The following is a 23,816-nucleotide window of genomic DNA, read 5'->3' on the forward strand; positions in this document are numbered from 1 at the left end:
GATCGAGGGCGTGGTGCGACCGCTGGAGTCGGTACAGGCTGTGATCAAGGCGTACGACGTGCGCGGACTGGTCGGCGAGCAGATCGACGAGGACTTCGTCCGGGACGTGGGGGCGGCGTTCGGAGCCCTGATGCGGGGCGAGGGCGCCACCGACATCGTGGTGGGGCACGATATGCGCGATTCGTCGCCGTCGCTGTCCGGCGCGTTCGCCGAGGGCGCCGTCGCCCAGGGCGTGAACGCCACGCTCATCGGCCTGGCCTCCACCGACGAGCTGTACTTCGCCTCCGGCCTGCTGGACTGCCCCGGCGCGATGTTCACCGCCTCGCACAATCCCGCCGCCTACAACGGCATCAAGCTGTGCCGCGCCGGCGCCAAGCCCGTGGGCCAGGATTCCGGCCTGCGGGAGATCACCGAGCAGGTGGCCGCGGGCGTTCCGGACTACGACGGTGCGGCCGGCCGGATCAGTGAGCGCGATGTGCTCGAGGAGTACGGCCAGTACCTGCGCACGCTGGTCGATCTCTCCGGCTCGCGACCGCTGCGCGTCGCGGTCGACGCCGGCAACGGCATGGGCGGGTTCACCGTGCCGTCGGTGCTCGGCCCCGTCGAAGCCCTGGACGTGCGCCCCTTGTTCTTCGAGCTCGACGGCACCTTCCCCAATCACGAGGCTAATCCGCTGGACCCGAAGAACCTCGTGGACCTGCAGAAGTTCGTGGTGGAACAGGGCGCCGATATCGGCCTGGCCTTCGACGGCGACGCCGACCGCTGCTTCGTGGTGGACGAGAAGGGCGAGCCCGTCTCGCCGTCCGCGGTGACCGCTCTGGTCGCGGAGCGCGAACTCGCGAAGAACCCCGGCGCCACCGTGATTCACAACCTGATCACCAGCAAGGCCGTGCCCGAGATCATCGCCGAGAACGGCGGCACCGCGGTGCGCACCCGCGTGGGGCACTCGTTCATCAAGGCGCAGATGGCCGAGACCGGCGCCGTCTTCGGCGGTGAGCACTCCGCGCACTACTACTTCCGCGAGTTCTGGGGCGCCGACTCCGGCATGCTGGCCGCCATGCACGTGCTGGCCGCGCTCGGCGAGCAGGCCGGGCCGCTCTCGGAGTTGATGGGCGTCTACGACCGATACGCCGCCTCCGGCGAGATCAATTCGACCGTGGCCGATCAGGGCGAGCGCACCCGTGCCGTTCTGGACGCCTTCGGTGACGAGATCGAGAGCACGGATGAACTGGACGGCGTGACGGTACAGTTGGATTCGGGTGCCTGGTTCAACCTTCGCGCGTCCAACACAGAGCCGCTGTTGCGGCTCAACGTGGAGGCCGCAACGCCCGACGAGGTGCGGGCGCTGACCGAGCGCATCCTGGCGATTGTGCGCGCTTGATCGGAGGGAACCGCGTGTTGACTCCGAACGGGCGAGGACGGAGGAGACCGTGACCGAGGTGGCCGATCTCGATGACCCCGCTGGACTGATCGCCGCCGACGTCGGTGGGCACCTGCGGTCGGCGGCACTCGCCGGGGCCCAGGTGCGAGCGGTGGCATCGCTCGTCGACGACGGTGCCCTCGCCCCGCTCGATGGACTCGCCCCCCGCGCCGTCGTGGTCGTGTGCGGCGCCGGTCCGGCTGCCGCTGCTGCCGGCTTCGTCGAAGCCCTCACCGCAGGCAAGCTCGACGTCCCCCTGGTCCGGTCCACCGAGCTGCCGCCCTGGGTGGGCGCGCTCGACGTGGTGGTCGTCTGCGGATTCGACGCCGGCGATCTGGTCCTCGCGCGGGCCGTGGCCGTCGCCGCCCGCCGCGGTGCCACCGTGGTCGTCGCCGTACCCATGGAGGGCCCGGTCGCGGAGGCGGCCGCCGGACGGGCGATCGACCTCGCACCGCGCCTGCGCGTCCCCGAACGCTTCGGATTCGTCGGCGTGGCAGCGGCGCTGCTGGCCGTGATCGGCCGCCTCAGCGGTACCGACCGCGACGCGGAACCCGGGCACGGATACCTGTTCACATTGGCCGATGCGCTCGACGAGGAGGCCCTGCGCGGGCATCCCGACCGCGGGCTCGAGACCAACCCCGCCAAACAGCTGGCGGCTCGCCTCGCCGGCCGCCGCGTGGCCCTCACCGCGGACACGGCCTCCGGGCTGGCCATCGCCGAACACGCCGCGTCGCAGGCGCTCACGCTCGGCGGACAGGTGGTCGCGGCGGTCGGTCTCGCGGACGTCGAGTTGGCCACGCCGGAGTTGGCCGCGGCACCGTCGGGCGGCGCGCTCGGCGCGAGCGCGGCGGACCCGCTGTTCCACGACCCGTTCCTGGACGGTCCGGCGGCCCAGGTACCGCTGCGCGTCATGGTCCTGACGGTGCGCGATCGCGCGCCGCAGGTGGGGGCGCGGATGCGTGCCCTGCCCGATATGGAACTGCTGGCGATCGACGAGGACGCGTCGGACGACGGTGAGCGGTCGCCGCGCGTGGACGCGACGGACCTCCTCTCGCTGGCAGTACGGTTCGATCTCGCGTCGGTGTACCGGCGCCTGACCGGGGAGGCGTGATGCAGCGGATCGAGGGTGTGATCCGTCCGTACGCGTGGGGTTCGCGCACGGTCTTGGCGGCGATGCAGGGGCGGCCCGTACCGTCCAACCATCCCGAGGCCGAGCTGTGGTTCGGCGCGCATCCGGCCGACCCCGCGCGGCTGGCCGATGGCAGCGATCTGCTCGGCGTGATCTCCGCGGACCCCGAGTCCGAGCTCGGAGGAGCCTGCCGTGCCGAGTTCGGCGACACCCTGCCGTATCTGGTGAAGGTGCTGGCCGCCGACGAGCCGCTGTCCCTGCAGGCCCACCCGTCGCAGGAGCAGGCGCAGGACGGGTTCGCACGGGAGAACGCCGCGGGTATCCCGCTCGACGATCCGGAACGCAACTACCGCGATCCCTTCCACAAGCCCGAGGTCGTGGTGGCGCTCAGCCGATTCGAGGCGCTGGCGGGCTTCCGCGATCCCGCCGCCACGATGGAACTGCTGCGCGCCCTCGCGGTCCCGGAACTGGACACGTACCTGGGACTGCTCTCGGGCCAACCCGATTCGCAGGGCCTGCGCGCGCTGGTGACCACCTGGATCACCCTGCCTCAGCCGGCGCTCGCGACTCTGGTCCCGGCCGTGCTCGACGGCTGCGTGCGGTACCTCGAATCGGGGGCGGAGCGCTTCCGCGGAGAGGCCAAGCTGGCGCTCACGCTGGGGGAGCGGTACCCGGACGATGCGGGTGTGCTGGCCTCGTTGCTGCTGAACCGGGTGGTGCTGCAACCGGGCGAGGCGCTGTACCTCGCGGCGGGAAACCTGCACGCCTACATCAGCGGTGCCGCCGTGGAGGTGATGGCGAACTCCGACAACGTGCTCCGCGGCGGGCTCACGCCGAAGCACGTGGACGTCCCCGAACTGCTGCGCGTGCTGGACTTCGCGCCGCGCGATCCGTCCGAGCTCGCGCCCGGCACGTCGACGGTGGGAACGGAAGTCGTCTTCGGTACGCCCGCACCGGAATTCCGGTTGTCGCGGGTCCGGCTGGACGGCACCGCCCTCAAGCGTGCGGCCTCGGTGGAGCTGGACGCACGCGGCCCGCAGCTGCTGGTGGTGACCGCGGGAACGGTCACCGTGCGCAGTGCGGGCCGGTCGATCGACATCCCGGCCGGAAGTGGCCTGTGGATGGCGGCATCGGATCCCGGGGTCGTGGTGACGGCCCACTCACCGGCGGCGGAATTCTTCCGCACCCTGGTGGGCGGGCACTAGCCCCGGAAAAGATCAGTAGCCGGGCAGGTTCTCGTAGAAGGCCTCCGGGATGTCGAAGGTCTGCATCGTCGAGACCGCCTCGGGAGCGGGAAGCGCGGCGGTGAGCACGGCGAGCGGCTTGCCGTCGCGGGTCAGCAACACGTCGTCGCCGCCCTCAACGATGTTGAGCAGCTGCGCAACGGTCTGGTCGGTGGTGTGCGCGAATGTCTTGGTCATAAGCCCGACGGTAAGTGTTACTTGTCGGTACGCCAACGACTTTCGAGTACCCGTGGGTAACACTCGCCGGTAACTTGTGTGCGTAACTTCGCGGTTACACCTGCCGTCGAGCGGGCGAAATGCCGCGAGATGGTGCGCACGTGGTGTTTGATTTAGGTCTTACGTCCGGGAATCGGAGAGTGGAGAACCCATGTCTAACCCGCTGCTGCGCACCAAATCGGTGGAGCAGTCCATCGCCGACACCGAGGTGGTCGGCACCCGCCTCAAGAAACAGCTGACCGCCTGGGATCTGACGATCTTCGGTGTCGCCGTCGTGGTCGGCGCGGGTATCTTCACGATCGGCGCGTCGACGGCCGGCGACTTCTCTGGTCCCGCGGTCTCGATTTCGTTCCTCATCGCCGCGGTCGCCTGCGGGCTCGCGGCCCTCTGCTACGCGGAGTTCGCCTCGACGGTGCCGGTGGCCGGTTCGGCGTACACCTTCTCCTATGCGACCTTCGGCGAGTTCGTCGCGTGGATCATCGGCTGGGACCTGGTGCTGGAGTTCTCCATCGCCGCGGCCGCGGTCGCCAGCGGCTGGTCGAGCTACCTGGGCACGGTGTTCGGCACCGGCCCGGCGGCGGTCCAGATCGGCGGGCAGACGATCGACTGGGGCGCCATGCTCATCGTCGGGGTGCTGACGGTGCTGCTGACCTTCGGGGCGAAGGTCTCGTCCCGGGTGTCGGCCGTGATCACGGCGATCAAGGTCGCCGTGGTGCTGCTCGTCATCGTGGTGGGTGCCTTCTACATCAAGGGCTCGAACTACTCGCCCTTCGTCCCCGAGTCGGTGCCGGGCGAGAACGCGGGGATAACGCGGGATTCCACGCTGTTCCAGGCGATCTTCGGCAGCGGCTCATCGTACGGCTGGTTCGGCGTGCTCGCCGGCGCCGGCATCGTCTTCTTCGCGTTCATCGGCTTCGACATCGTCGCGACCTCCGCGGAGGAGACCGTGAAGCCGCAGCGCGACGTGCCGCGCGGCATCCTCGGGTCGCTCGCGATCGTCACGGTGCTGTACATCGCCGTCACCGTGGTCGTCACCGGTATGGCCAGCTACAAGGACCTCGCCACCACCGCCGGCGAAGGCGGCGAGAAGAACCTGGCCTACGCCTTCTCGCTCAACGGCGTGGACTGGGCGGCGACGATCATCTCCATCGGCGCGCTCGCCGGCCTCACCACCGTGGTCATGGTGCTCCTCATGGGCCAGAACCGCGTGCTCTTCGCCATGGCGCGGGACGGGCTCCTGCCCCGCCAGCTGGCCAAGACCTCCGACCGTGGCGTCCCGGTGCGGATCTCGGTCGGCGTCGGTGTGGTGGTCGCGCTCCTGGCCGGGATCTTCCCGCTCAAGGAGCTGACCATGCTGATCAACATCGGCACGCTGTTCGCCTTCGTTTTGGTATCCATCGGCGTGATCGTGCTGCGCAAGCAGCGCCCCGACCTCCAGCGGGGCTTCCGCGCCCCGTTCGTGCCCGTGGTGCCGATCCTCTCGGTCCTCGCCTGCGGCTGGTTGATGTTCAACCTGTCGATCGAGACCTGGATCCGCTTCCTCATCTGGATGGCGCTCGGCGTGCTCGTCTACTTCATCTACTCGAAGAATCATTCCGTTCTGGGCCGCCGCGAGCGCGGCGAGGTCATCGAGTCGTTGGCGGACTGATCCTCGACGAGACGCGGCCGGTGCTCCTGAGCACCGGCCGCGTTCTCGTTGGTCGAGCCGTGGTGGTGCCTGTGGACGCCAGGACGCGGGGATTTCGCGACGCAACCGAAACGGGGCGGCGACCAATGAACCCACAGGTGGCTATAGCCTGGAGCGCGTGACTACTGCGCTGACCGCCGATACGGCGAACGGAATCGATTTCAAGGTCGCCGACCTCTCGCTCGCGGAGAGCGGCCGCAAGCAGCTGCGTCTGGCCGAGCACGAGATGCCCGGCCTGCTGGCTCTGCGCCGCGAGTACGCCGATGTGCAGCCGCTCAAGGGCGCGCGCATCTCGGGCTCGCTGCACATGACGGTGCAGACCGCCGTGCTGATCGAGACCCTGGTCTCGCTGGGTGCGGAGGTCCGCTGGGCCTCGTGCAACATCTTCTCCACCCAGGACGAGGCGGCCGCGGCCGTGGTCGTGGGCCCCAACGGCACCCCGGAGAAGCCCGAGGGCGTCCCGGTGTTCGCCTGGAAGGGCGAGACGCTGGAGGAGTACTGGTGGTGCGCCGAGCAGATGCTGACCTGGCCGGGTGAGCCCGCCAACATGATCCTCGACGACGGCGGCGACGCCACCATGCTGGTGCTGCGCGGCGCGCAGTTCGAGGCCGCCGGCATCGTCCCGCCCACCGACGAGGACGCCGACAGCCACGAGTACCAGGTGTTCCTGGCCCTGCTGCGCGAGTCGCTGGCCAAGGACGCCACCAAGTGGACCAAGGTGTCGGAGTCCGTCAAGGGCGTCACCGAGGAGACCACCACCGGCGTGCTGCGCCTGTACCAGTTCGCCGCTGCCGGTGAGCTGGCCTTCCCGGCGATCAACGTCAACGACTCGGTCACCAAGAGCAAGTTCGACAACAAGTACGGCACCCGGCACTCGCTGATCGACGGCATCAACCGCGGCACCGATGTGCTGATCGGCGGCAAGAAGGTGCTGATCTGCGGCTACGGCGACGTGGGCAAGGGCTGCGCCGAGTCGCTCGCGGGCCAGGGCGCGCGCGTGCAGGTCACCGAGGTCGACCCGATCAACGCGCTGCAGGCGCTGATGGACGGCTTCGACGTGGTCACCGTGGAGGACGCGATCGGCGACGCCGACATCGTGATCACCTCCACGGGCAACAAGGACATCATCCTGCTCGACCACATGAAGGCGATGAAGGACCAGGCGATCCTGGGCAACATCGGCCACTTCGACAACGAGATCGACATGGCCGGCCTGGAGCGCTCGGGCGCCACCCGCACCGTCATCAAGCCGCAGGTGGACCTGTGGACCTTCGGCGACAGCGGCAAGTCGATTATCGTGCTCTCCGAGGGCCGCCTGCTGAACCTGGGCAACGCCACCGGCCACCCGTCGTTCGTGATGAGCAACAGCTTCTCGAACCAGGTGATCGCTCAGGTCGAGCTGTGGACCAAGCCCGAGGAGTACGACAACGAGGTCTACCGCCTCCCCAAGCACCTCGACGAGAAGGTCGCCAAGATCCACGTCGAGGCCCTGGGCGGCAAGCTGACCAAGCTCACCAAGGACCAGGCGGAGTACATCGGCGTGGACGTCGAGGGCCCGTACAAGCCGGAGCACTACCGCTACTGATCAGCGCACCATCGCTGAACTGACGCACACCCGCCACTCTCCGGACTCCCTCCGGAGGGTGGCGGTGTCGGTGATGGTCTGCGGCAACATCGCCGACTGAGCGATCGGCTCGATCGTCTCCTCCGCGGTGGCGGTGCCCGCATCCGCATCGACCGACACCGAGTTCACGGTGACCTTCCAACTGCCGCCCGGCCCGATCAACGAATCGACCTCGGCGGCGAAGGTCTGCTGCGTGAACTGTTGCCGCAACAACTGCTGATCGCTCGCGCAACGGGTAGCGATGAGCGCGTTCAGATCCCGCTTGTTCTGCGCCTGGATCTCGGCCTCGATGACCGCGCGGATCTGCGTCTCGTCGTCGCTTCCGCGGGACGACAGGATGATCCAGGTGGCGCCCACGATGATCGCGATGATCAGCGCGGTGGCTCCCGCGATGATCCAGATGGTCCGGTCGGTGTTCGGCGCCGGCGCGGGTGGCACGGGGCCCGGACCCGACGGTGCCCGCCCCGCGGCGTCTGGCACGACGGTGCCCGGTGCCGGCGTGGGGTAGGCGGGTACGGGGGCACCCTGTACGGGAGTGCCGGTCACGGCGCTGCCCGTGAGGAACGGGGTTCCCGCTGCGGAGACCGGACCGCCCTGTCCGTAGGCCGTGCGGGGCGGCTGCGGGGGCGCGATGCCCAGCTCCCGGTAGGTCTGCGGAGGCAGCACCGGGTAGAGCAGTTCCCGGGGATCAGTCGGGCGCATCGGACCGTTCCTTCGGTGCGTGCTGCGAATGCTCCATCGATTGCAGCAGGGCGGTGAGGGCGTCGAGCTTCTCGTGCACATCGTCGAGCTCGCGGCGGATGTAATCACGGCTGGCGGCATCGCCCGCCGCCAGTCGCACCGAAGCCAGTTCGCGCGCAAGGAATTCGGTATCGGCCTTGGTCTGCGCAGCGCGCATCCGGTCCTCGTCGAGCGAGACCCGGTCGCGGCTCTCCTGCCGGTTCTGCGCCAGCAGGATGAGCGGCGCGGCGTACGCGGCCTGGGTGGAGAAGGCGAGGTTGAGCAGGATGAACGGGTACGGATCGAACCGGAACGCCACCCAGCTGACGTTGATGGCGATCCACACGATCACGATCACCGTCTGGATCGCGAGATAGCGCCCGGTGCCCAGGAATCGGGCCACGCGTTCGGCGCCCTGGCCGATCATGTCCTCGCCCAGGTTGAGGCTGATGCTGCGGTTCAGCAGCGGTGTGTCGAGCCGTGATCGGTCGCTCACTTGGCCTCCTCGATGTCCTCGTCGCGCCAGTCCTCGGGCAGCAGGTGGTCGAGGAGGTCGTCCACCGAAACCGCTCCCAACATGTGGTTCTCGGTGTCGATCACCGGGCCCGCCACCAGGTTGTACGCCGCGAAGTAGCGGGTCACATCGCCCAGCGGATCGTCGGGACTGAGCTTGGGCAGATCGGTGTCGACGATGCCGCCCACCAGATTCGCGGGCGGCTCACGCAGCAGCTTCTGCAGGTGCACGGCACCGATGTACCGCCCGGTGGGCGTGGCCGTCGGCGGCCGGACCACGAAGACCATGCTCGCCAGCGCGGGGGTGATATCGGGATTGCGCGCCCTGGCAAGGGCTTCGGCCACCGTGGTCGACGGGGTGACCACGATCGGCTCCGGCGTCATCATGCCGCCCGCGGTGTACGGGGAGAAGGTGAGCAGTCGTCGCACGGTCCCCGAGTCCTCGGGATCCATCACGGTGAGCAGCTCCTCGCGCTGCCACACCGGCAGCTCACCGAGGAGGTCGGCGGCATCGTCGGGGTCCATGGCCTCGAGCACGTCGGCGGCGCGCGGCTTGGACAGGTGCGCGATCACCTCGGTCTGATCGTCGGTGCCGAGCTCCTGCAGGATGTCGGCGAGGCGCTCGTCGTCGAACGCTGCCGCGATCGCGAGCCGGCGCTCCGTGGGCAGCTCGCGCAGGGCCTGCGCCACATCGGTGGCGCGCATGTCGTCGTACATGGTGAGCGCGTCGGCCACGTCCTGATCGGTGCCCGTGAGCGCCGTCGAGGTGAATCCGGTGATGTGCGACAGGTCCACGACGTGCACACCGCCCCGTCGACCCAGGCTCCGGCCACGCACGCGCACCGCGAGCCGGTGCACCACCCAGTCCCGGGTGCGGGTCTGCTCGATCCCCACATCGACGACGGAGGCGTCGGAACCGTCGTAGGTCTCGCCGGGCTCATCCACCCGGACGCGGGTACCGAGCACCTGGCCGAGCACGAGGGCCTCACCGGTCCGCAGGTGCAGGCGGCGCAGGCTGACCGACCCGGTGTTCAGGGTGACGGCGGCCGCTTCGATGCTGGTCACGCGCAGCATGGGGACGAAGATGCGGCGGCGGTTGGCGAGCTCGACCGCAAGTCCCAGGACCCGCGGCGCCTTCCGGTCGGAGCGCAGGCCGATCACGGCATCGCGGACTCGGCCGATGGACTCGCCGTCCGGACCCACCACGGGGAGGCCGGCGAGTCGTGCCACGAATACTCTGGAGACAGCCGACATGGTCTTCAGGGTAGTTTCGTTTCCGACGTCGCATGCGAAGGAGGGCGCCGAAATGTCCAATCCGTTGTCCGGACCCGCGGGCCAGAACCAACCGGGGGCCGCCGGTGGGCGCAGGCTCCCGACGAAGCCGAACGGCTGGCCGATCGGCTCCTACAACACCTACGCCGAGGCGCAGCGCGCCGTGGACTACCTCTCCGATCAGCAGTTCCCGGTGGAGAACGTGACCATCGTGGGTGTCGACCTGATGCAGGTCGAGCGCATCACGGGCCGCCTGACCTGGGGACGCGTGCTCGGTGCCGGTGCCGGCTCGGGCGCCTGGCTGGGCCTGTTCCTCGGTCTGCTCGTGGGGCTTTTCGTGGGCGGCGGCGATGCCCTGTTCTCGACGGTGATCGCGGGTGTCATCGGCGGTGTCATCTTCGGATTGATCACGACGGCCGTGCCCTACGCCGCGTCCCGGGGGACCCGGGACTTCTCCTCGACGATGCAGCTGGTGGCCGGTCGCTACGACGTGCTGTGCGATCCGCACCACGCCGAGCAGGCCCGCGACATGCTCGCCCGCCTCAACATCCAGTAGCCGCTTCAGCGGTCGATGACGCCGCCCGCCACGTGACTTGTGGCGGGCGGCGTTTCGTCGTTCGCGGACCGTAGCTCCCTGCCGGGGCGTGGTCTCCCCGTCGAACAACGGCGTCCCCGGGTCGGCTGCAGGGGGGAGACCATGACACGTAGGGGAGGCCGCGTCCCAGGTGGGAGCTGGCGGGGGTGGATGGGGCGGCGGCATCGGTGAAGATCGCGTGGAAGCTGTTTACCGAGTCCCAGAGTCCTGCTAAATTGCGGAGAGGTGATAGAAATCACGAGGAGGACTCTCATGGCGGACATCCTGGGGCGCACCGGCGCCACGGCCTTCGATCAGCGATACGTCGATACGCTCGCCGATCTGTCCGACGGCTCGGTGCACCGTCGATTCGATCCCTACCTGGACATCGACTGGGACTCCCCGGAGCTGCGGCTCGATCCGAACGACCCGCGCTGGGTGCTGCCCCCGACGCTCGACTCGCTCGGTGCCACCCAGTGGTACCGCGACCTGCCGCTGGAGCGGCGGATCGAGATCGGGAAGTGGCGGATGGCCAACACCATCAAGGTGGGTGCCGCCTTCGAGTCCATCCTGATCCGCGGAATGATGCAGTACATCATGAAGCTCCCGAACAAGTCGCCGGAGTTCCGCTACTGCCTCCACGAGATGACGGAGGAGTGCAACCACATCCAGATGTTCCAGGAGCTGGTGAACCGCATCGATGTGGACGTCCCGGGGATGCGCAAGCGATTCCGCCGCGCGTCACCGATGATCGGCGTGCTCGGGGGCTACGCGCACGTGATCCTGTTCATGGGCATCCTCGGTGGTGAGGAGCCGATCGATCACTACCAGAAGGCGATCATGCGCCACGGTGGCGACATTCCGCCGCTGGTGCTGCGCACCATGCAGATCCACGTGGCCGAGGAAGCCCGCCACATCTCCTTCGCGCACGAATTCCTGCACGCGCACCTGCAGGGGATGACCAAGCGGCAGAAGCGGATCTGCGCCGTGGCCTTCCCGCTCGCGATGCGCTGGCTGGTGGGGGAGATCTTCACCCCGCCGAAGGAGTTCTTCGAGAAGTTCGAGGTGCCCCGCGAGGTGCGCCGCGAGGCGTTCTGGCGCGGCCCCACCGCGCGGGCCCTCCTCAACGACTACTTCGCCGAGATGCGGGCGCTGGCCGACGACCTCGGATTGATGACGCCCACGGGCCGACGGATCTGGAAGCTGCTCAAGATCGACGGACATCACGCCAGGTACCGGGGCGAGCCCACCCGTCCCGCGCAGGTGGCGTGATCGCCGGCGGCTCGCGCTGGGGTGCGCCGGTGACGCGTAGCATCGGCCGGTATGGCCACGCACACCGAGGAGCCCGGCTCCGGGTACGAGCTGCGCTGGCGTGAACACAATTCGCAGCGCCGCGATCTGATCCTGCGCGCGGCGGCGGGGCTCGTCGAGGAGTCAGCGCCCGGTGCCCCGATCTCGGTGCAGCGCATCGCCGACCGCGCCGGACTCGTGAAATCGGTGGTGTACCGCCAGTTCAAGAGCAAAGACGATCTCGCGCGTGCGCTGCGCGGCTACGTCGTCGACGCTTTCGCCGCCGAACTCGAGGCCGATCTCGACATCTCCTCGGGAAGTCTCCGGGAGATCCTGCGGCGTTCGGTCGCCTCGGCGGCCGGCTGGATGCAGGACAATCCGCGCCTGGTGGACCTGTTGCGTTCCGGTCCGTCCGAGGCCGCGCCCGACGCCCCCGATGCCATGAGCGATCTCAAACAACGCATCGTGACGCGCGCCCGCGCCACCATCGACGGCATCGCCGCACTCACGGGGCTCGACGCCACAGGCTTCGCGGCGGTTCCCTTCGTCGTGTTCACGATGGTGGAGGCCACGCTCACCAGCTGGGTGCGCGGCGAGGCCCCGATCCGGGGCCAAACCCGGTCCGAGGTGGTCGAATCGCTCACGGGCATCACGTGGTTCGTGCTCGACGGTGCCGCGCGAGGCGTGGGGATCGAGGTGGACCCGGACATCGAGTTCAGCACGGTGCTGCACCAGCTCACCGAACGCCCCGGCACCGACCCACGGTCCGGAGGATGACGGCACCGTCGGGCGATTCCCGGGCTCTGCGCAATCCGGACGCCCGATCTGGCACGATAATGCCGAATGTGGTTCACCTCACCGCTCGCGTCCGCTAGCTTTCGTGCTGCGACGCCTCCGGTCGAGGGGCGGCTTTAGGAGGCGGCGCGTGACGACCGGACCGAGATCAGGGTTCACCCCTGGGCGAACCGCGAAGCTGGCCGCTGCCGGCCTCGCCGCCACGATGGGGGTGACCATCCTCGCGGGCTGCGGCGCGAAGGAGGACGGCGTCACGCTCAACGTGTACGCCCCCGCCGACGGCGCCACGCTCGTCAAGGAGGTGGCGCAGGACTGTTCCACCACCGACTACAAGGTGGTCGGCCACGCCCTGCCGAAGAGTGCGGACGATCAGCGCCTCCAGCTCGCCCGGCGCGCCACCGGCAACGACCGGACCATGGACCTGATGGGCCTGGACGTGAACTGGACCGCCGAGTTCGCGGAGGCGGGATGGATCCTGCCGCTGCCCGAGGCGCTCACCCGCACGGCGCAGAAGACGGTGCTCGCCGGCCCGCTGAAGACGGCGATGTGGCAGGACACGCAGTACGCCGCGCCGGCGTGGACCAACACGCAGCTGCTCTGGTATCGCAAGGACTCGCTGGAGAAGGTGCTGGGCCGCAAGATCGGTCCGGCCGCGCCGAAGCTCACCTGGGACCAGGTGGTGGAGTACGCGGGTAAGTCGGGCGCGCTCGGCGGGCCGACCCAGATCGAAGCACAGGCGGCGCAGTACGAGGGCGTGGTCGTGTGGTTCAACTCCCTGCTCGAGAGCGCGGGCGGCCGCATGCTGGCCGACGACGGCAAGACGGTGACCCTCACCGACACACCGGAGCACCGGGCCGCCACCGTCAAGGCGCTGAGCATCATGAAGTCGATCGCCACCGCACCCGGCCGCGATCCGTCGTTCACTCAGCTCAAGGAAGGCGAGTCCCGCCTGGCGATGGAATCGGGCAAGGCGATCTTCCAGGTGAACTGGCCCTTCGTGTTCGCGGGCATCAAGCAGAACGCCGCCGCCGGCTCGGTGCCCTTCCTGCCCGAGCTCACCAAGTACGACGCGCTGCTCAATCCGGCGAAGGACGATAAGAACCCGCCGGAGCCCACGGTCGGCCAGCTCAACGAGATCAACAACCTGACACGGCAGAAGTTCGACTTCGCGCCGTACCCGTCGGTGATCCCGGGCAAGCCGGCGAAGACCACGGTGGGCGGCATCAACTTCGCCGTCGCGAAGACCACCCGGTACGAGAAGCAGGCCTTCGAAGCGCTGGCCTGCCTGACCAACGAGTCGGCCGAGCGCAAGTACGCGGTCAAGGGCGGTACCCCGCCGGTGCTGCCGAAGCTGTACGACGATCCGGAGTTCCGCAAGGCCTACCCGATGGCCACGCTGATCCGGGACCAGTTGCAGGAGAACACCTCCGCGGTCCGGCCCATCACGCCGCAGTACACGGCGATGTCCACCCTGCTCCAGGCCACCCTCGCCCCCGTGGGCTCGTGGGACCCGGAGCAGCTGGCGGACAAGCTGACCGACGCCGCTGAGAAGGCCATGAACGGAAAGGGCCTGGTGCCATGACATCCGGACCGACCGCCACAGTGGAGCGGATCGAACCCGCCCCCGCTCCCGCGAGCGAGGGGCAGCGCGCGGAGAAGCGCCTGGGCCTGATGCTCATCGCCCCCGCCGCGATCGTCATGCTGGCCGTGACGGCGTACCCGATCGTCTACGCCTTCTGGCTGAGCCTGCAGAAGTCGTCGCTGGCCGCTCCCGGCCAGGACGAGTTCGTCGGTTTCAGCAACTACGGCACCGTGCTGCAGGACGGCTACTGGTGGCAGGCACTGGGCATGACCTCGTTGATCACCGTGATCTCGGTGGCGATCGAGTTCGTGCTCGGCCTGGCGATCGCGCTGGTGATGCACCGCACCATCGTCGGTAAGGGCGTGGTGCGCACCGTGGTGCTGATCCCGTACGGCATCGTCACCGTGGTCGCCGCGTTCTCCTGGTTCTACGCCTGGACTCCGGGGACCGGTTATCTTGCGAACCTGCTGCCCACCGGGTCGGCCCCGCTCACCGAGCAGTGGCCGTCGGTGGCGATCATCATCCTGGCCGAGGTGTGGAAGACCACGCCGTTCATGGCGCTGCTGCTGCTCTCCGGCCTGGCCCTGGTGCCCGACGATCTGCTCAAGGCCGCCGCGCTCGACGGCGCCGGACCGTGGACCCGCCTGACCAAGATCATCATTCCGCTGATGAAGCCGGCGATCCTGGTGGCGCTGCTGTTCCGCACGCTGGACGCGTTCCGGATCTTCGACAACATCTACATCCTGACCAACGGCAGCAACGGAACGGGGTCGGTATCGATCCTGGGGTACGACAACCTGTTCAAGGCCTTCAACCTGGGTGTGGGATCGGCGATCTCGGTGCTGATCTTCATCTGCGTCGCGATCATCGCGTTCATCTTCATCAAGGCGTTCGGCACCGCCGTGCCGGGGTCCGACTCGGACGATCGACGGTAGGGGAAACGATATGGCTGCCAATACCGCCGGCCGCAAGCTGGCCTGGAGCGCGATCGACCTTCTGGTGATCGCCTACGCGCTGATCCCCGTGCTGTGGATCATCTCGCTGTCGTTCAAGCCGGTCGCCACCGTCGGCGACGGGAAACTGATCCCGACCAACCCGACGTGGGAGAACTACACCGCGATCTTCTCCGGCAACGGATTCGTGCGGCCGCTGGTGAACTCGATCGGCATCGCGCTGATCTCCACGGTGATCGCCGTGATCATCGGCATGTTCGCCGCGTACGCCGTGGCGCGGTTGCAGTTCCCGGGCAAGAAGCTGTTCGTGGGCGCGGCGCTGCTGATCGCGATGTTCCCGCAGGTCTCGCTGATCTCGCCGCTGTTCAACATCGAGCGCAAGATCGGCCTGTTCGACACCTGGCCCGGCCTGATCCTGCCGTACATCACCTTCGCGCTGCCGCTCACGGTGTACACACTCTCGGCGTTCTTCCGCGAGATCCCCTGGGAGCTGGAGAAGGCCGCGAAGATGGACGGCGCCACCCCGGCGCAGGCCTTCCGCCAGGTGATCGCGCCGCTCGCCGCCCCGGGCGTGGTGACCGCGGCCATCCTGGTGTTCATCTTCTGCTGGAACGATCTGCTGTTCGCGTTGTCGTTGACCGCGACGGATTCGTCGATCACCGCCCCGGTGGCGATCGTGAACTTCACCGGCAGCAGCGAATTCGAAACTCCCACCGGTTCCATCTCCGCGGCAGCGGTGATCGTGACCATCCCCATCATCATCTTCGTGCTGATCTTCCAGCGACGGATCGTGGCCGGTCTGACCTCCGGCGCGGTCAAGGGCTGACGCCGGAAAGTACTCAAGGAGCAAAACTATGGCTGACATCGTCCTGGACCACGTCAACAAGACCTACCCCGACGGCAGCACCGCCGTCAGCGACATCAACCTGCAGATCGCCGACGGCGAGTTCGTGATCCTCGTCGGGCCCTCGGGCTGCGGCAAGTCGACCACGCTCAACATGATCGCCGGCCTGGAGGACATCTCCGGCGGTGAGCTGCGCATCGGCGGCGAGCGGATGAACGAGAAGGCGCCCAAGGACCGCGATATCGCGATGGTCTTCCAGTCCTACGCGCTGTACCCGCACATGACGGTGCGCGAGAACATCGCCTTCCCGCTCAAGCTCGCGAAGCTGCCCAAGGATCAGGTCAACGCCGCCGTCGAGGACGCCGCGCGCACCCTCGACCTCACGCAGCACCTCGACCGCCGGCCCTCGCAGCTCTCCGGCGGCCAGCGCCAGCGCGTGGCGATGGGCCGCGCGATCGTCCGCAGCCCCAAGGCCTTCCTCATGGACGAGCCGCTGTCGAACCTCGACGCCAAGCTGCGCGTGCAGATGCGCACCGAGGTCTCCCGGCTGCAGAAGCGCCTGGGCACCACCATGGTGTACGTCACGCACGACCAGACCGAGGCGATGACCCTCGGCGACCGCGTCGTGGTGCTCAAGAGCGGCGATGTTCAGCAGATCGGTGCACCGCAGGATCTCTACGACCGCCCCAACAACCTGTTCGTCGCCGGATTCATCGGCTCGCCCGCGATGAACTTCGTACCCGGCCGCCTCACCTCCGTGGGCATCGACACCGCACTCGGCGAGATCCTGCTCCTCGACGCCCCCGCCCTGGCCGAGAAAGCCTCCGCCGCGGGCAACAAGAACGGCGAGGTGACCGTGGGTATCCGCCCCGAGCACTTCGAGGACGCCCGCCTGCTCGACCCGAACCAGCGGGTCGGCGGCCTCACCTTCACCGCGAAGGTCGACGTCCTCGAATCGATGGGCTCGGACAAGTTCGTGCACTTCTCGGTGCCCTCCGCGACAGGTCGCGTCGATGCCCTCGCCGACCTGACCCCCGACGGACAGTCGGCCCCCCTCGACGGTGTCGACGAGATCGTCGCGCGCCTGTCCGCCGACTCCACCGCCGCCCGCGGCGCCGACGTCGACCTGTACTACGACCCGGCGAAGATCTCCGTCTTCGACCGTTCGACCGGCGTCAACCTGGCTCTCTAGCATCGCGGTGCGCGTGCTCGCCGTCAGCGACGAGGAGGTCCCGGGCCTGGCCCTGGCCTCCTCGACGTTGCGGCCCGACCTGATCCTCGGCGCGGGGGACCTGACCGGCGAGTACCTGGAAGCGCTGGTCGACCGGTACGGCGTGCCGTGCGTCTTCGTCCCGGGCAATCACGATCCGGATCACCGCGGATACCGCCGCACCCGTGGGGGATACGTGCGCGGAGGCCTGCCGGAGGAACCGCCCGGCCCGCGGGGTGGCGTGAACGCGGACGGGCGCATCGTCACCGTCTGCGGGCTGACGGTGGCGGGCCTCGGCGGCTCGATCCGCTACCGGTCGGGGGCGAATCAGTGGACTCAGGGGCAGCAGCGTCGTCGGGCCTGGCGCCTGTGGCTCGCCTCCCTATGGCGTCGGCCCACCGTCGACGTGGTCCTCGCGCACTCCCCGGCGCAGGGCGTGGGCGACGGTGAGGACGCGCCGCACCGCGGCTTCGCGGCCCTCGGTACGCTCGTACGCCGGCTACGCCCCCAGGTCTTCGTCCACGGCCATGTGCACCCGCACGGCCGGCCCGGACCGGACCTGGAGATCGCCGACGTTCCGGTGCTGAACACCGTGGGCTACACCTACTTCGACATCACCCCCGGATCGCCCGGGGCCTACACCATCCGGGAGCGACGACGTGGCGCGTGACACCGGCTTCCCCGACGAGGACGCCCGCTCGGACTTCGAGCGGTCCCGCCGCCGCGCGGAGATCGCGCGCCTCGCCGCCTGGATCCGTCGACGGCCCGGCGACGTGAACGACGTGCTGCCCTACGACGAGGTGGTCGGCGCGCTCGGCATGGTCTCCGAGCGCAACCTCGGACTGCAGGTGATCCCGACCGCACAGATCGTCGGCAGTGTCGATCGCACACGGGATTTCGACCGGTACTTCCGTCCCCGTACACCCGCCCTGCGGGCGCGCTGGCAGCGGCTCGCGGCGGCGCAGCGGCGGGGTGAGGCCATGCCGCCGATCGAGGTGAAGAAGATCGGCGACATGTACTTCGTGGTGGACGGGCACCACCGCGTGTCCATCGCCTTCGCGCGGGGTTTCACCACGATCGACGCCTACGTCACCGAGGTGGTGACCCGGGTGGGCGCCGACGGCATCGCGGTCCGCTCGGACCTGTTGCTCAAGGACCACCGCCGGCTGTTCCTGGAGCGCGTGCCGCTCACGGGGGAGGCCCGCGACCGCATCCGGATGACCAACGCCTGGGACTACTCGGTGCTCGCCGAATCGGTGGAGGCCTGGGGGTTCCGGCTCGTCCAGGAGACCGGCCAGTACCTGTCCCGGGAAGAGGTCGCGGACCGCTGGTACCGCGACGAGTTCAGCCCCGTGGTGGCCATGGCCCGGGATGCGGGAATCATGGCGCAGGCCACCGACGCCGAGGTGTACCTGTTCGTGGCGTGCGAGCGGTACCGGCTGGTGCGCAGCCACGAGTGGAGCCCCGAGATCATCGATGAGGTGGGCGAGCGCACCACCCGCAAGCCCTGGCAGCCGGGGCAATTCTTCTGACCGGGGCGGGCTCGTAGGATCGAAGCCGTGACTTCCGTGGTGGACGACGTCCGGGCGCACCTGTCGGCGCACTACGACGGGCGGGGTTTCGCGCCGCCCGCCTCGGCATCGGTGACCTTCCTCGGCCTGGAGCCGATGACGGTGCTGCGCTGGGTGGGCGAGGGCACCGTCGCCTTCGCCAGCCTCGGCTGCTCTCGCCACCCGATGACCGATCCGAACGCCATCGTGGCCGCGGACGACGGCCCGCGCGCGGAAGTCGTCCTCGAACTACGGCGCCGGGAGCGGAGCGAGCGGGCCGGGTCGACCCCTCCCGCCGCCGACGGTCCGGGCGCGGCGCTCGACGGGGTGCACCGTGCGGTCGCGATCCTCGGAGCCTCGCCGTCGGTCGAGGGACTGGTGCTGGCACCCGACGCGCTCGTCGACCTGGGCTCGCCGCTCTGGGCCGGTGCCCCGTTCACCGCGGTCCTGCTGGGCGAGTCGACGGTGCCCGACCTGGAGCGCGACGGAGAGCCGGTGCGCTTCCTGCGAGCCGATCCGATCACCGCGAACGAGGCGGCGTGGGTACGGCTGAAAGGCGCTGCGGCACTCCGTGAGGCATGGTCCGAGGCGGGCATCGACCCGTCGGACCCCGGACGTCCCGCGGCCCGCGAGGTCTAGCCGCGGTCGGCCGGATCCGGTGGCCCGAACAGCGGATCGTCCGGCGGCGCCGCCCCGAAGAGCGGATCCTCGGCGACGCCATCGGTAGCCGATCGCGGCACGGCGACCATGCCCTCCGGCACGGTCGGTTCCGCGGCGATCGGAACCTGCTGCTCCGGCGGCGCGGAACCGAAGGCGACGTCCGCGGCCCACCCCGCCAGGATCGACACGACCGCGGGCAGCACGCCGACGAGCAGGTTCGCGAGCTGGACGCGGTTCGACGTCTCGCCGACCCACTCGAGGTTGTTCTGCAACCACAGCGGCACGAGCACCGTGAACAGCATCGGGACGGGCAGCGACCACACCCACGCCGTACTGCGCCGTCGCGCGATGCCCCAGGCGGCCCAGATCATGACGAGATTGAGGATCCCGCCGGAGACCTGGATGAACCAGTACACGGGATCGGACGCGAGGCCGCCGGAGTAGTCCGGGGCGCTCATCATGGTCAGGATCCACTGCGTGGACAGCCTGGTCACGATGTCGCCACCGATGATGCTCGCGACGATCACCAGGACGGCGACTACGGCGCGCGGCTTCGAGCGCGCGGCGTACAGCAGGTAGAGGGCGATCAGCGCCTTGGTCGAGTTCTTCAGGAGGAAGTCGACCACCGGATTCTGCGGGACGAACTGCCCGACCGTGCCGCCCCACGTGGACCACGCGGCGGCGACCAGGCCGAACGCGGCGCTGCGCGCCACCCACACGTGGGCGGGCGCACCGTCGTTCCCCCGGGCCCAGAGCTCGCTCCGGCGGTCCCACAGCTCACGGATCATGAGCTGAGCGTACCGATGGTTCAGATCACCACACCGGTGCGGTCAGAGCCACTTGATCCTGCGGAACGTGACGAACAGCCCGAGACAGGCCAGCAGCATCACGGCCAGCACGGCGTAATAGGAATAGCTCCAATGCAGTTCGGGCATGTTGTCGAAGTTCATGCCGTAGATCCCGGCGATCATCGTGGGCACCGCGACCAGGCCGATGATCGCCGACATCTTGCGCATGTCCTCGTTCTGCTGCATCCCGATCTTCGCCAGCGCGGCGTCGATCAGCGAACTGAGCACATCGTTGTAGGTCTCCACGTGATCGGCCACCATCGACTGGTGATCGACCACGTCCGAGAAGTAGCGCCGGATCTCGGTGGGGATGATGTCGTCGAAATCGCAGGTGAGCCGCTTGAGCGCGTGCGAGAGCGGATGAATACCGCGGCGCAGCTCCACCACATCGCGCTTGAGCTGGTAGATCTCGTCGACCTGGATCCGGGAGCGGGCGCGGAAGACCTCCTCCTCCACCCGGTCGATATCGTCCTCCAGCAGATCGGAGACGGCCACGTAGGTGTCCACCACGTGGTCGGCCACGGCGTGCATCACGGCCGACGGACCGAGCCGGAGCAGCTCGGGGTTGGCCTCCAGGTTCCGCCGCACCCGGCGCAGGCTGCCGTGCTCGCCGTGCCGCACCGTGATCACGTGGTCGGGGCCGACGAGCACCATGACCTCGCCCATCTCGATCAGGCGGGCCATCGGGTCGGTGCGGTCGTGACCCACGTAGTTGACCGTCTTGAGGATGAGGAAGAGGTTGTCGTCGAACCGGTCGACCTTGGGACGGGTATGGGTGACCAGCGTGTCCTCGACCGTCAGCGGGTGCAGCCCGAAAACCCGGGCCACCTCGTCCATCTGGTGTTGATCGGGATCGAGCATGCCCACCCACACGTAGCCCTCACCGCGGCGGCGCACCTCCTCGATGGCCTCGACGTAGGTGAACCGGCCCGGAAGGCGCTCACCGTCGACGTACACACCGCAGTCGACCACGGCGCGTGCGACCGGGACGGGCACTCGGGGCACGACGGCATCGCGGCGCGGCGTACCCGCCCGGGGTAGGGACGGCATCGAGGGCATGCGCTGATATTAGACCCGCCGAACGGCGTTCGCGGTGCCCGCGGGCGGGCGGATTCCCCACCGTGGCGGGAGGCCGGGTAGAAAGAGGGCGTGAGAAGTCCGATCCTGCGCCTCGGCGCCGCGACCCTGCTCGCGGCGGCCCTCGCCGGCTGCGCCGATGCCGGCGACGCCTCCGATCTCGGCCCCCGGACGAGCACCGGCACCGTGACCCTGGCGACCTCCGACGACATCGCCTCCCGGATCGAGGGCCTGATCTACGCGAACGCGCTCCGCGGCATCGGTACGCCGGTCGATACTCGGCTCGGAATCGGCCCCGGCGACGCCGCCGTGGCCGCGGTGGAGCGGGGCGAGGTCACGGTGGCCCCCGCGCTGACCGGCGCGCTGTGGGACCGCTACCGGCCCGGGGCGCCCCTGCCGACGGCGCGTGCCGCCGAGGAGAAGGATTCGAAGGCGCAGTGGGACGCCCAGTTCGTCGCGCTCAGCGCCGTGCTCCCCGAGGGGCTCGGGCTCGGTGACCCGACGCTCGCGCTCGACCAGCCGATGCTGTACTCCCGGCCCGGCGCCGCCCCGGCGAGCCTGCGCGACTGCGAGGGGCTGACCGGGCCGGTGGCGGTCCCGCAGGGCACCCCCACCGACCTCGGCGGACGCTACGGCTGTTCCGTGGGGCCGGTGACGATGGTGGCCGACGATGCCGCCGCCGCCCGCGAGGTGGCCGAGGGGCGCGCCGGGCTCGCGCAGTTGGGCACACTGACGGCCGCGGCGCAGCAGCTCAACCAGGTTGCCGACCCGGATTCGACGGTGCCCGCGCGCGCCGTGGTGCCGCTGTTCCGCCGGGACGGCGTCACGGTGCAGCAGAACAAGCGACTCTCGGCGATCGCAGGCGAGCTGACCACGATCGATCTGGCCGCGATGGTCGAGAAGGTGCGGTCGGGGGAGAAGACCGTGGAGCAGGTGACCGACGCCTGGGGCGCCGATCACCCGCTGCACTGACCGCTAGAGGCGCTTGTTGAGCTGGGAATCGACCAGCGCGTTCACCCGCTGGTACGCCGAGCCGCCCACTCGTACGAGAACGTCGATGATCTTGGCGTCGGCGCCGATCAGGACGCGGCCGCGGTTCTTCTTGACCCCGTTGAGGATGACGCGGGCGGCGTCGTCGGCCTCGGTGCGAGCGAGGTACTTATCGAACATCTCAGCGCTGGCGGCCTGGTTCTTCCCCTCGGCGACGGTCGCGTTGCGGGCGATGGCGGTCTTGATGCCGCCGGGGTGCACGCAGGTGACGCCCACGTTGTGATCGCTGGCGAGCATCTCGATCCGCAGCGACTCGGTGAACCCGCGCACCGCGAACTTGGCGGCGTTGTAGGCGCTCTGGCCGCCCACACCGAGCAGGCCGAACAGGGAGCTGGTGTTGATGATGTGTGCGTCGCCGGAGGCGATCAGGTGCGGCAGGAAGGCCTTGGTGCCGTTGACCACGCCCCAGAAGTCGATGTCCATGACCCGGTCGTAGTCCTTGAACGAGGTGGTCTCGACGGGCTCGTGGTGCGCGATGCCGGCGTTGTTGAACAGCAGGTTGACGGTGCCGTAGTGCGCGACCACATCGTCGGCGTAGGCCAGGAGCTGTTCGCGCTCACCGACATTGACCACCTTGGTGTGCACCTCGGCGCCACGGGCGCGGGCGAGCTCGGCGGTCTCCTCCAGGCCGGCGGGATCGTAATCGCAGAGCGACAGCTTGGCGCCCTCATCGGCGAGCTGCAGGGCCAGCTCGCGGCCCATGCCGGAGGCGGCGCCGGTGATGACGGCGACCTTGCCGCGGAAACTCTTCATGGTGGAAATCCTCACATTTGTCCAAGCTGAGCTGCACTGATGCGCCGGAACCCGGCGTACTTACTCGACAGTAGGGTCGGGAACGGGCATATGTCAACGACCTATTGAGTAGCATTCAGTAGGTGACCAGAAAGTCCGTGGCAGCCGCGGTGGGGCGTAAGCGCACCCGACTGAGCCCCCAGGCGCGGCGCCAGCAGTTCATCGACCTCGGCCTGCAGAGCCTCAAACACCAGGCGCTCGAACAGGTGTCCATCGAGGAGATCGCCAGCCAGGCCGGCGTCTCGGCCGGTCTGCTGTTCCACTACTTCGACTCCAAGCTCGACTTCCAGGTGGCCCTGGTCGAGGAGCAGGCCCGCATCGTCGGCGAGGTGGCCACGCCGGAACGCGATCCCGCGGACATCGCCGACGTGATGCCGATCCTCAGCGCCACCCTCGGAACCTACGTCGATCACATCATGGAGAACCGGCAGTCCCTGCTGCCGATGCTCGCCGGCGTCAGCTGGTCGGAGCCGCGGATCCGGACCGCCGTGAAATCAGTCCGCGAGCAGATCGTCGATCAGTTCGTACAGCAGGCCGAGAACATCGGCATCGAACGATCGACCCGGTTCGTCCTCGCCGTGCACGGCTGGATCGCGGTGGTCGAGGAGACCCTCGTGCAATGGCTCGACGAGAACGCCGGTTTCGCCGAGATGACGCGTGACGAGGTGGTCGATCACCTCGCGACGATGTTCGTCGGCATGGCCGGAGCCGTCGGCCTCGATCTGGTCTAGCGCGGCCCGCACCGACGACGAGGGCCGGCCCTCCC

At 68.9% G+C, this 23,816-nt stretch carries 24 protein-coding genes; 17 read left to right on the top strand and 7 right to left on the bottom strand.

The genetic code is table 11. The features are described 5' to 3' along the window. Positions 1-10: 10 nt before the first annotated feature. From TTY48_RS15350 to manA, 3 genes are read left to right on the top strand one after another with little or no spacing between them, the layout of a single operon-like run. Positions 11-1,381 (top strand): phosphomannomutase/phosphoglucomutase, encoded by a 1,371-nt coding sequence (locus tag TTY48_RS15350; protein WP_220658305.1) that lies wholly within the window; start codon positions 11-13, stop codon positions 1,379-1,381. 49 nt (positions 1,382-1,430) lie between these two features. Then, positions 1,431-2,531: a tobH protein gene (locus tag TTY48_RS15355; protein ID WP_220658306.1), complete on the top strand. Its 1,101-nt coding sequence runs from the start codon at positions 1,431-1,433 to the stop codon at positions 2,529-2,531. Next, a complete protein-coding gene (gene manA / locus TTY48_RS15360; RefSeq protein ID WP_220658307.1) occupies positions 2,531-3,754 on the top strand; it encodes a mannose-6-phosphate isomerase, class I in 1,224 nt (407 codons plus the stop codon). Before TTY48_RS15355 ends, manA begins: the two co-directional genes overlap by 1 nt. A 12-nt stretch (positions 3,755-3,766) precedes the next feature. Here manA and TTY48_RS15365 read toward each other — a convergent pair whose 3' ends face one another. Beyond that, on the bottom strand, positions 3,767-3,970 hold the full coding sequence (locus TTY48_RS15365) for a hypothetical protein (RefSeq protein WP_220658308.1): 204 nt from the start codon (positions 3,968-3,970) through the stop codon (positions 3,767-3,769). A gap of 190 nt (positions 3,971-4,160) precedes the next feature. Between TTY48_RS15365 and TTY48_RS15370 the strand changes: the two genes are divergently transcribed. Together TTY48_RS15370 and ahcY are read left to right on the top strand one after the other, a co-directional pair. Then, positions 4,161-5,657, top strand: coding sequence for an amino acid permease (locus tag TTY48_RS15370; protein WP_220658309.1), 1,497 nt, complete (start codon positions 4,161-4,163; stop codon positions 5,655-5,657). Between the two features lie 148 nt (positions 5,658-5,805). After that, positions 5,806-7,281, top strand: coding sequence for an adenosylhomocysteinase (ahcY, locus tag TTY48_RS15375; protein ID WP_220658608.1), 1,476 nt, complete (start codon positions 5,806-5,808; stop codon positions 7,279-7,281). Here ahcY and TTY48_RS15380 read toward each other — a convergent pair whose 3' ends face one another. The 3 genes from TTY48_RS15380 to TTY48_RS15390 are packed head-to-tail and all read right to left on the bottom strand — an operon-like array spanning position 7,282 to position 9,807. After that, entirely contained in the window at positions 7,282-8,022 is a 741-nt protein-coding gene (locus tag TTY48_RS15380) for a hypothetical protein (protein WP_220658310.1), read from the bottom strand. Continuing rightward, complete coding sequence (locus TTY48_RS15385) at positions 8,009-8,536, bottom strand: DUF1003 domain-containing protein (RefSeq protein WP_220658311.1); 528 nt, start codon at positions 8,534-8,536, stop codon at positions 8,009-8,011. The genes TTY48_RS15380 and TTY48_RS15385 overlap by 14 nt, the downstream gene beginning before the upstream one ends. Continuing rightward, positions 8,533-9,807: a magnesium transporter MgtE N-terminal domain-containing protein gene (locus tag TTY48_RS15390; RefSeq protein WP_220658312.1), complete on the bottom strand. Its 1,275-nt coding sequence runs from the start codon at positions 9,805-9,807 to the stop codon at positions 8,533-8,535. Before TTY48_RS15390 ends, TTY48_RS15385 begins: the two co-directional genes overlap by 4 nt. Before the next feature lie 52 nt (positions 9,808-9,859). Here TTY48_RS15390 and TTY48_RS15395 point away from each other — a divergent pair, with 52 nt between their 5' ends. From TTY48_RS15395 to TTY48_RS15440, 10 genes are all read left to right on the top strand, one after another. Continuing rightward, a complete protein-coding gene (locus TTY48_RS15395) occupies positions 9,860-10,381 on the top strand; it encodes a general stress protein (RefSeq protein WP_220658313.1) in 522 nt (173 codons plus the stop codon). 291 nt (positions 10,382-10,672) lie between these two features. Continuing rightward, positions 10,673-11,671 carry a diiron oxygenase gene (locus tag TTY48_RS15400; protein WP_220658314.1) on the top strand — a complete coding sequence of 333 codons (999 nt, stop codon included), beginning with the start codon at positions 10,673-10,675 and terminating at the stop codon, positions 11,669-11,671. A 51-nt stretch (positions 11,672-11,722) separates the two neighbouring features. Continuing rightward, a complete protein-coding gene (locus tag TTY48_RS15405; protein ID WP_220658315.1) occupies positions 11,723-12,466 on the top strand; it encodes a TetR/AcrR family transcriptional regulator in 744 nt (247 codons plus the stop codon). 148 nt (positions 12,467-12,614) lie between these two features. Continuing rightward, positions 12,615-14,066, top strand: a complete 1,452-nt coding sequence (locus TTY48_RS15410) for an extracellular solute-binding protein (protein ID WP_304941251.1) — start codon at positions 12,615-12,617, stop codon at positions 14,064-14,066. After that, positions 14,063-15,001, top strand: coding sequence for a carbohydrate ABC transporter permease (locus tag TTY48_RS15415; RefSeq protein ID WP_255585697.1), 939 nt, complete (start codon positions 14,063-14,065; stop codon positions 14,999-15,001). The genes TTY48_RS15410 and TTY48_RS15415 overlap by 4 nt, the downstream gene beginning before the upstream one ends. A gap of 10 nt (positions 15,002-15,011) precedes the next feature. Continuing rightward, the gene (locus TTY48_RS15420; RefSeq protein ID WP_220658316.1) at positions 15,012-15,845 is read left to right on the top strand and encodes a carbohydrate ABC transporter permease; all 834 of its coding nucleotides are present in this window, start codon (positions 15,012-15,014) and stop codon (positions 15,843-15,845) included. Between the two features lie 28 nt (positions 15,846-15,873). Further along, a complete protein-coding gene (locus TTY48_RS15425) occupies positions 15,874-17,055 on the top strand; it encodes an ABC transporter ATP-binding protein (RefSeq protein ID WP_220658317.1) in 1,182 nt (393 codons plus the stop codon). Positions 17,056-17,062: 7 nt separating this feature from the next. Then, a complete protein-coding gene (locus TTY48_RS15430; RefSeq protein WP_220658318.1) occupies positions 17,063-17,743 on the top strand; it encodes a metallophosphoesterase in 681 nt (226 codons plus the stop codon). Beyond that, positions 17,733-18,605, top strand: a complete 873-nt coding sequence (locus TTY48_RS15435; RefSeq protein ID WP_220658319.1) for a chromosome partitioning protein ParB — start codon at positions 17,733-17,735, stop codon at positions 18,603-18,605. The genes TTY48_RS15430 and TTY48_RS15435 overlap by 11 nt, the downstream gene beginning before the upstream one ends. Before the next feature lie 27 nt (positions 18,606-18,632). Further along, on the top strand, positions 18,633-19,262 hold the full coding sequence (locus tag TTY48_RS15440; RefSeq protein ID WP_220658320.1) for a suppressor of fused domain protein: 630 nt from the start codon (positions 18,633-18,635) through the stop codon (positions 19,260-19,262). On the opposite strand, the gene TTY48_RS15445 is transcribed toward TTY48_RS15440, so the two are convergent. After that, complete coding sequence (locus TTY48_RS15445) at positions 19,259-20,071, bottom strand: hypothetical protein (protein ID WP_220658321.1); 813 nt, start codon at positions 20,069-20,071, stop codon at positions 19,259-19,261. The genes TTY48_RS15440 and TTY48_RS15445 overlap by 4 nt on opposite strands. A 42-nt stretch (positions 20,072-20,113) precedes the next feature. Beyond that, positions 20,114-21,190, bottom strand: a complete 1,077-nt coding sequence (corA, locus tag TTY48_RS15450) for a magnesium/cobalt transporter CorA (RefSeq protein WP_220658322.1) — start codon at positions 21,188-21,190, stop codon at positions 20,114-20,116. Positions 21,191-21,280: 90 nt separating this feature from the next. Between corA and TTY48_RS15455 the strand changes: the two genes are divergently transcribed. After that, a complete protein-coding gene (locus TTY48_RS15455; RefSeq protein ID WP_220658323.1) occupies positions 21,281-22,180 on the top strand; it encodes a hypothetical protein in 900 nt (299 codons plus the stop codon). A gap of 3 nt (positions 22,181-22,183) precedes the next feature. On the opposite strand, the gene TTY48_RS15460 is transcribed toward TTY48_RS15455, so the two are convergent. Then, positions 22,184-23,011, bottom strand: a complete 828-nt coding sequence (locus TTY48_RS15460; protein WP_220658324.1) for an SDR family oxidoreductase — start codon at positions 23,009-23,011, stop codon at positions 22,184-22,186. A gap of 122 nt (positions 23,012-23,133) precedes the next feature. Here TTY48_RS15460 and TTY48_RS15465 point away from each other — a divergent pair, with 122 nt between their 5' ends. Then, positions 23,134-23,781 (top strand): TetR/AcrR family transcriptional regulator, encoded by a 648-nt coding sequence (locus TTY48_RS15465; protein WP_220658325.1) that lies wholly within the window; start codon positions 23,134-23,136, stop codon positions 23,779-23,781. Positions 23,782-23,816 lie beyond the last annotated feature (35 nt).

This window comes from Tsukamurella sp. TY48 (genome assembly GCF_019656655.1).
Classification (GTDB): domain Bacteria; phylum Actinomycetota; class Actinomycetes; order Mycobacteriales; family Mycobacteriaceae; genus Tsukamurella; species Tsukamurella strandjordii.

Excerpts from the sequence above, each read along its gene's own strand:
- TTY48_RS15445 (WP_220658321.1), bottom strand. The coding sequence starts at position 20,071 with ATGATCCGTGAGCTGTGGGACCGCCGGAGCGAGCTCTGGGCCCGGGGG.
- corA (WP_220658322.1), bottom strand. The coding sequence starts at position 21,190 with ATGCCCTCGATGCCGTCCCTACCCCGGGCGGGTACGCCGCGCCGCGAT.
- TTY48_RS15395 (WP_220658313.1), top strand. The coding sequence starts at position 9,860 with ATGTCCAATCCGTTGTCCGGACCCGCGGGCCAGAACCAACCGGGGGCC.
- TTY48_RS15420 (WP_220658316.1), top strand. The coding sequence starts at position 15,012 with ATGGCTGCCAATACCGCCGGCCGCAAGCTGGCCTGGAGCGCGATCGAC.
- TTY48_RS15405 (WP_220658315.1), top strand. The coding sequence starts at position 11,723 with ATGGCCACGCACACCGAGGAGCCCGGCTCCGGGTACGAGCTGCGCTGG.
- TTY48_RS15365 (WP_220658308.1), bottom strand. The coding sequence starts at position 3,970 with ATGACCAAGACATTCGCGCACACCACCGACCAGACCGTTGCGCAGCTG.
- TTY48_RS15370 (WP_220658309.1), top strand. The coding sequence starts at position 4,161 with ATGTCTAACCCGCTGCTGCGCACCAAATCGGTGGAGCAGTCCATCGCC.
- TTY48_RS15390 (WP_220658312.1), bottom strand. The coding sequence starts at position 9,807 with ATGTCGGCTGTCTCCAGAGTATTCGTGGCACGACTCGCCGGCCTCCCC.
- TTY48_RS15380 (WP_220658310.1), bottom strand. The coding sequence starts at position 8,022 with ATGCGCCCGACTGATCCCCGGGAACTGCTCTACCCGGTGCTGCCTCCG.
- manA (WP_220658307.1), top strand. The coding sequence starts at position 2,531 with ATGCAGCGGATCGAGGGTGTGATCCGTCCGTACGCGTGGGGTTCGCGC.
- TTY48_RS15425 (WP_220658317.1), top strand. The coding sequence starts at position 15,874 with ATGGCTGACATCGTCCTGGACCACGTCAACAAGACCTACCCCGACGGC.
- TTY48_RS15415 (WP_255585697.1), top strand. The coding sequence starts at position 14,063 with ATGACATCCGGACCGACCGCCACAGTGGAGCGGATCGAACCCGCCCCC.
- TTY48_RS15400 (WP_220658314.1), top strand. The coding sequence starts at position 10,673 with ATGGCGGACATCCTGGGGCGCACCGGCGCCACGGCCTTCGATCAGCGA.
- TTY48_RS15460 (WP_220658324.1), bottom strand. The coding sequence starts at position 23,011 with ATGAAGAGTTTCCGCGGCAAGGTCGCCGTCATCACCGGCGCCGCCTCC.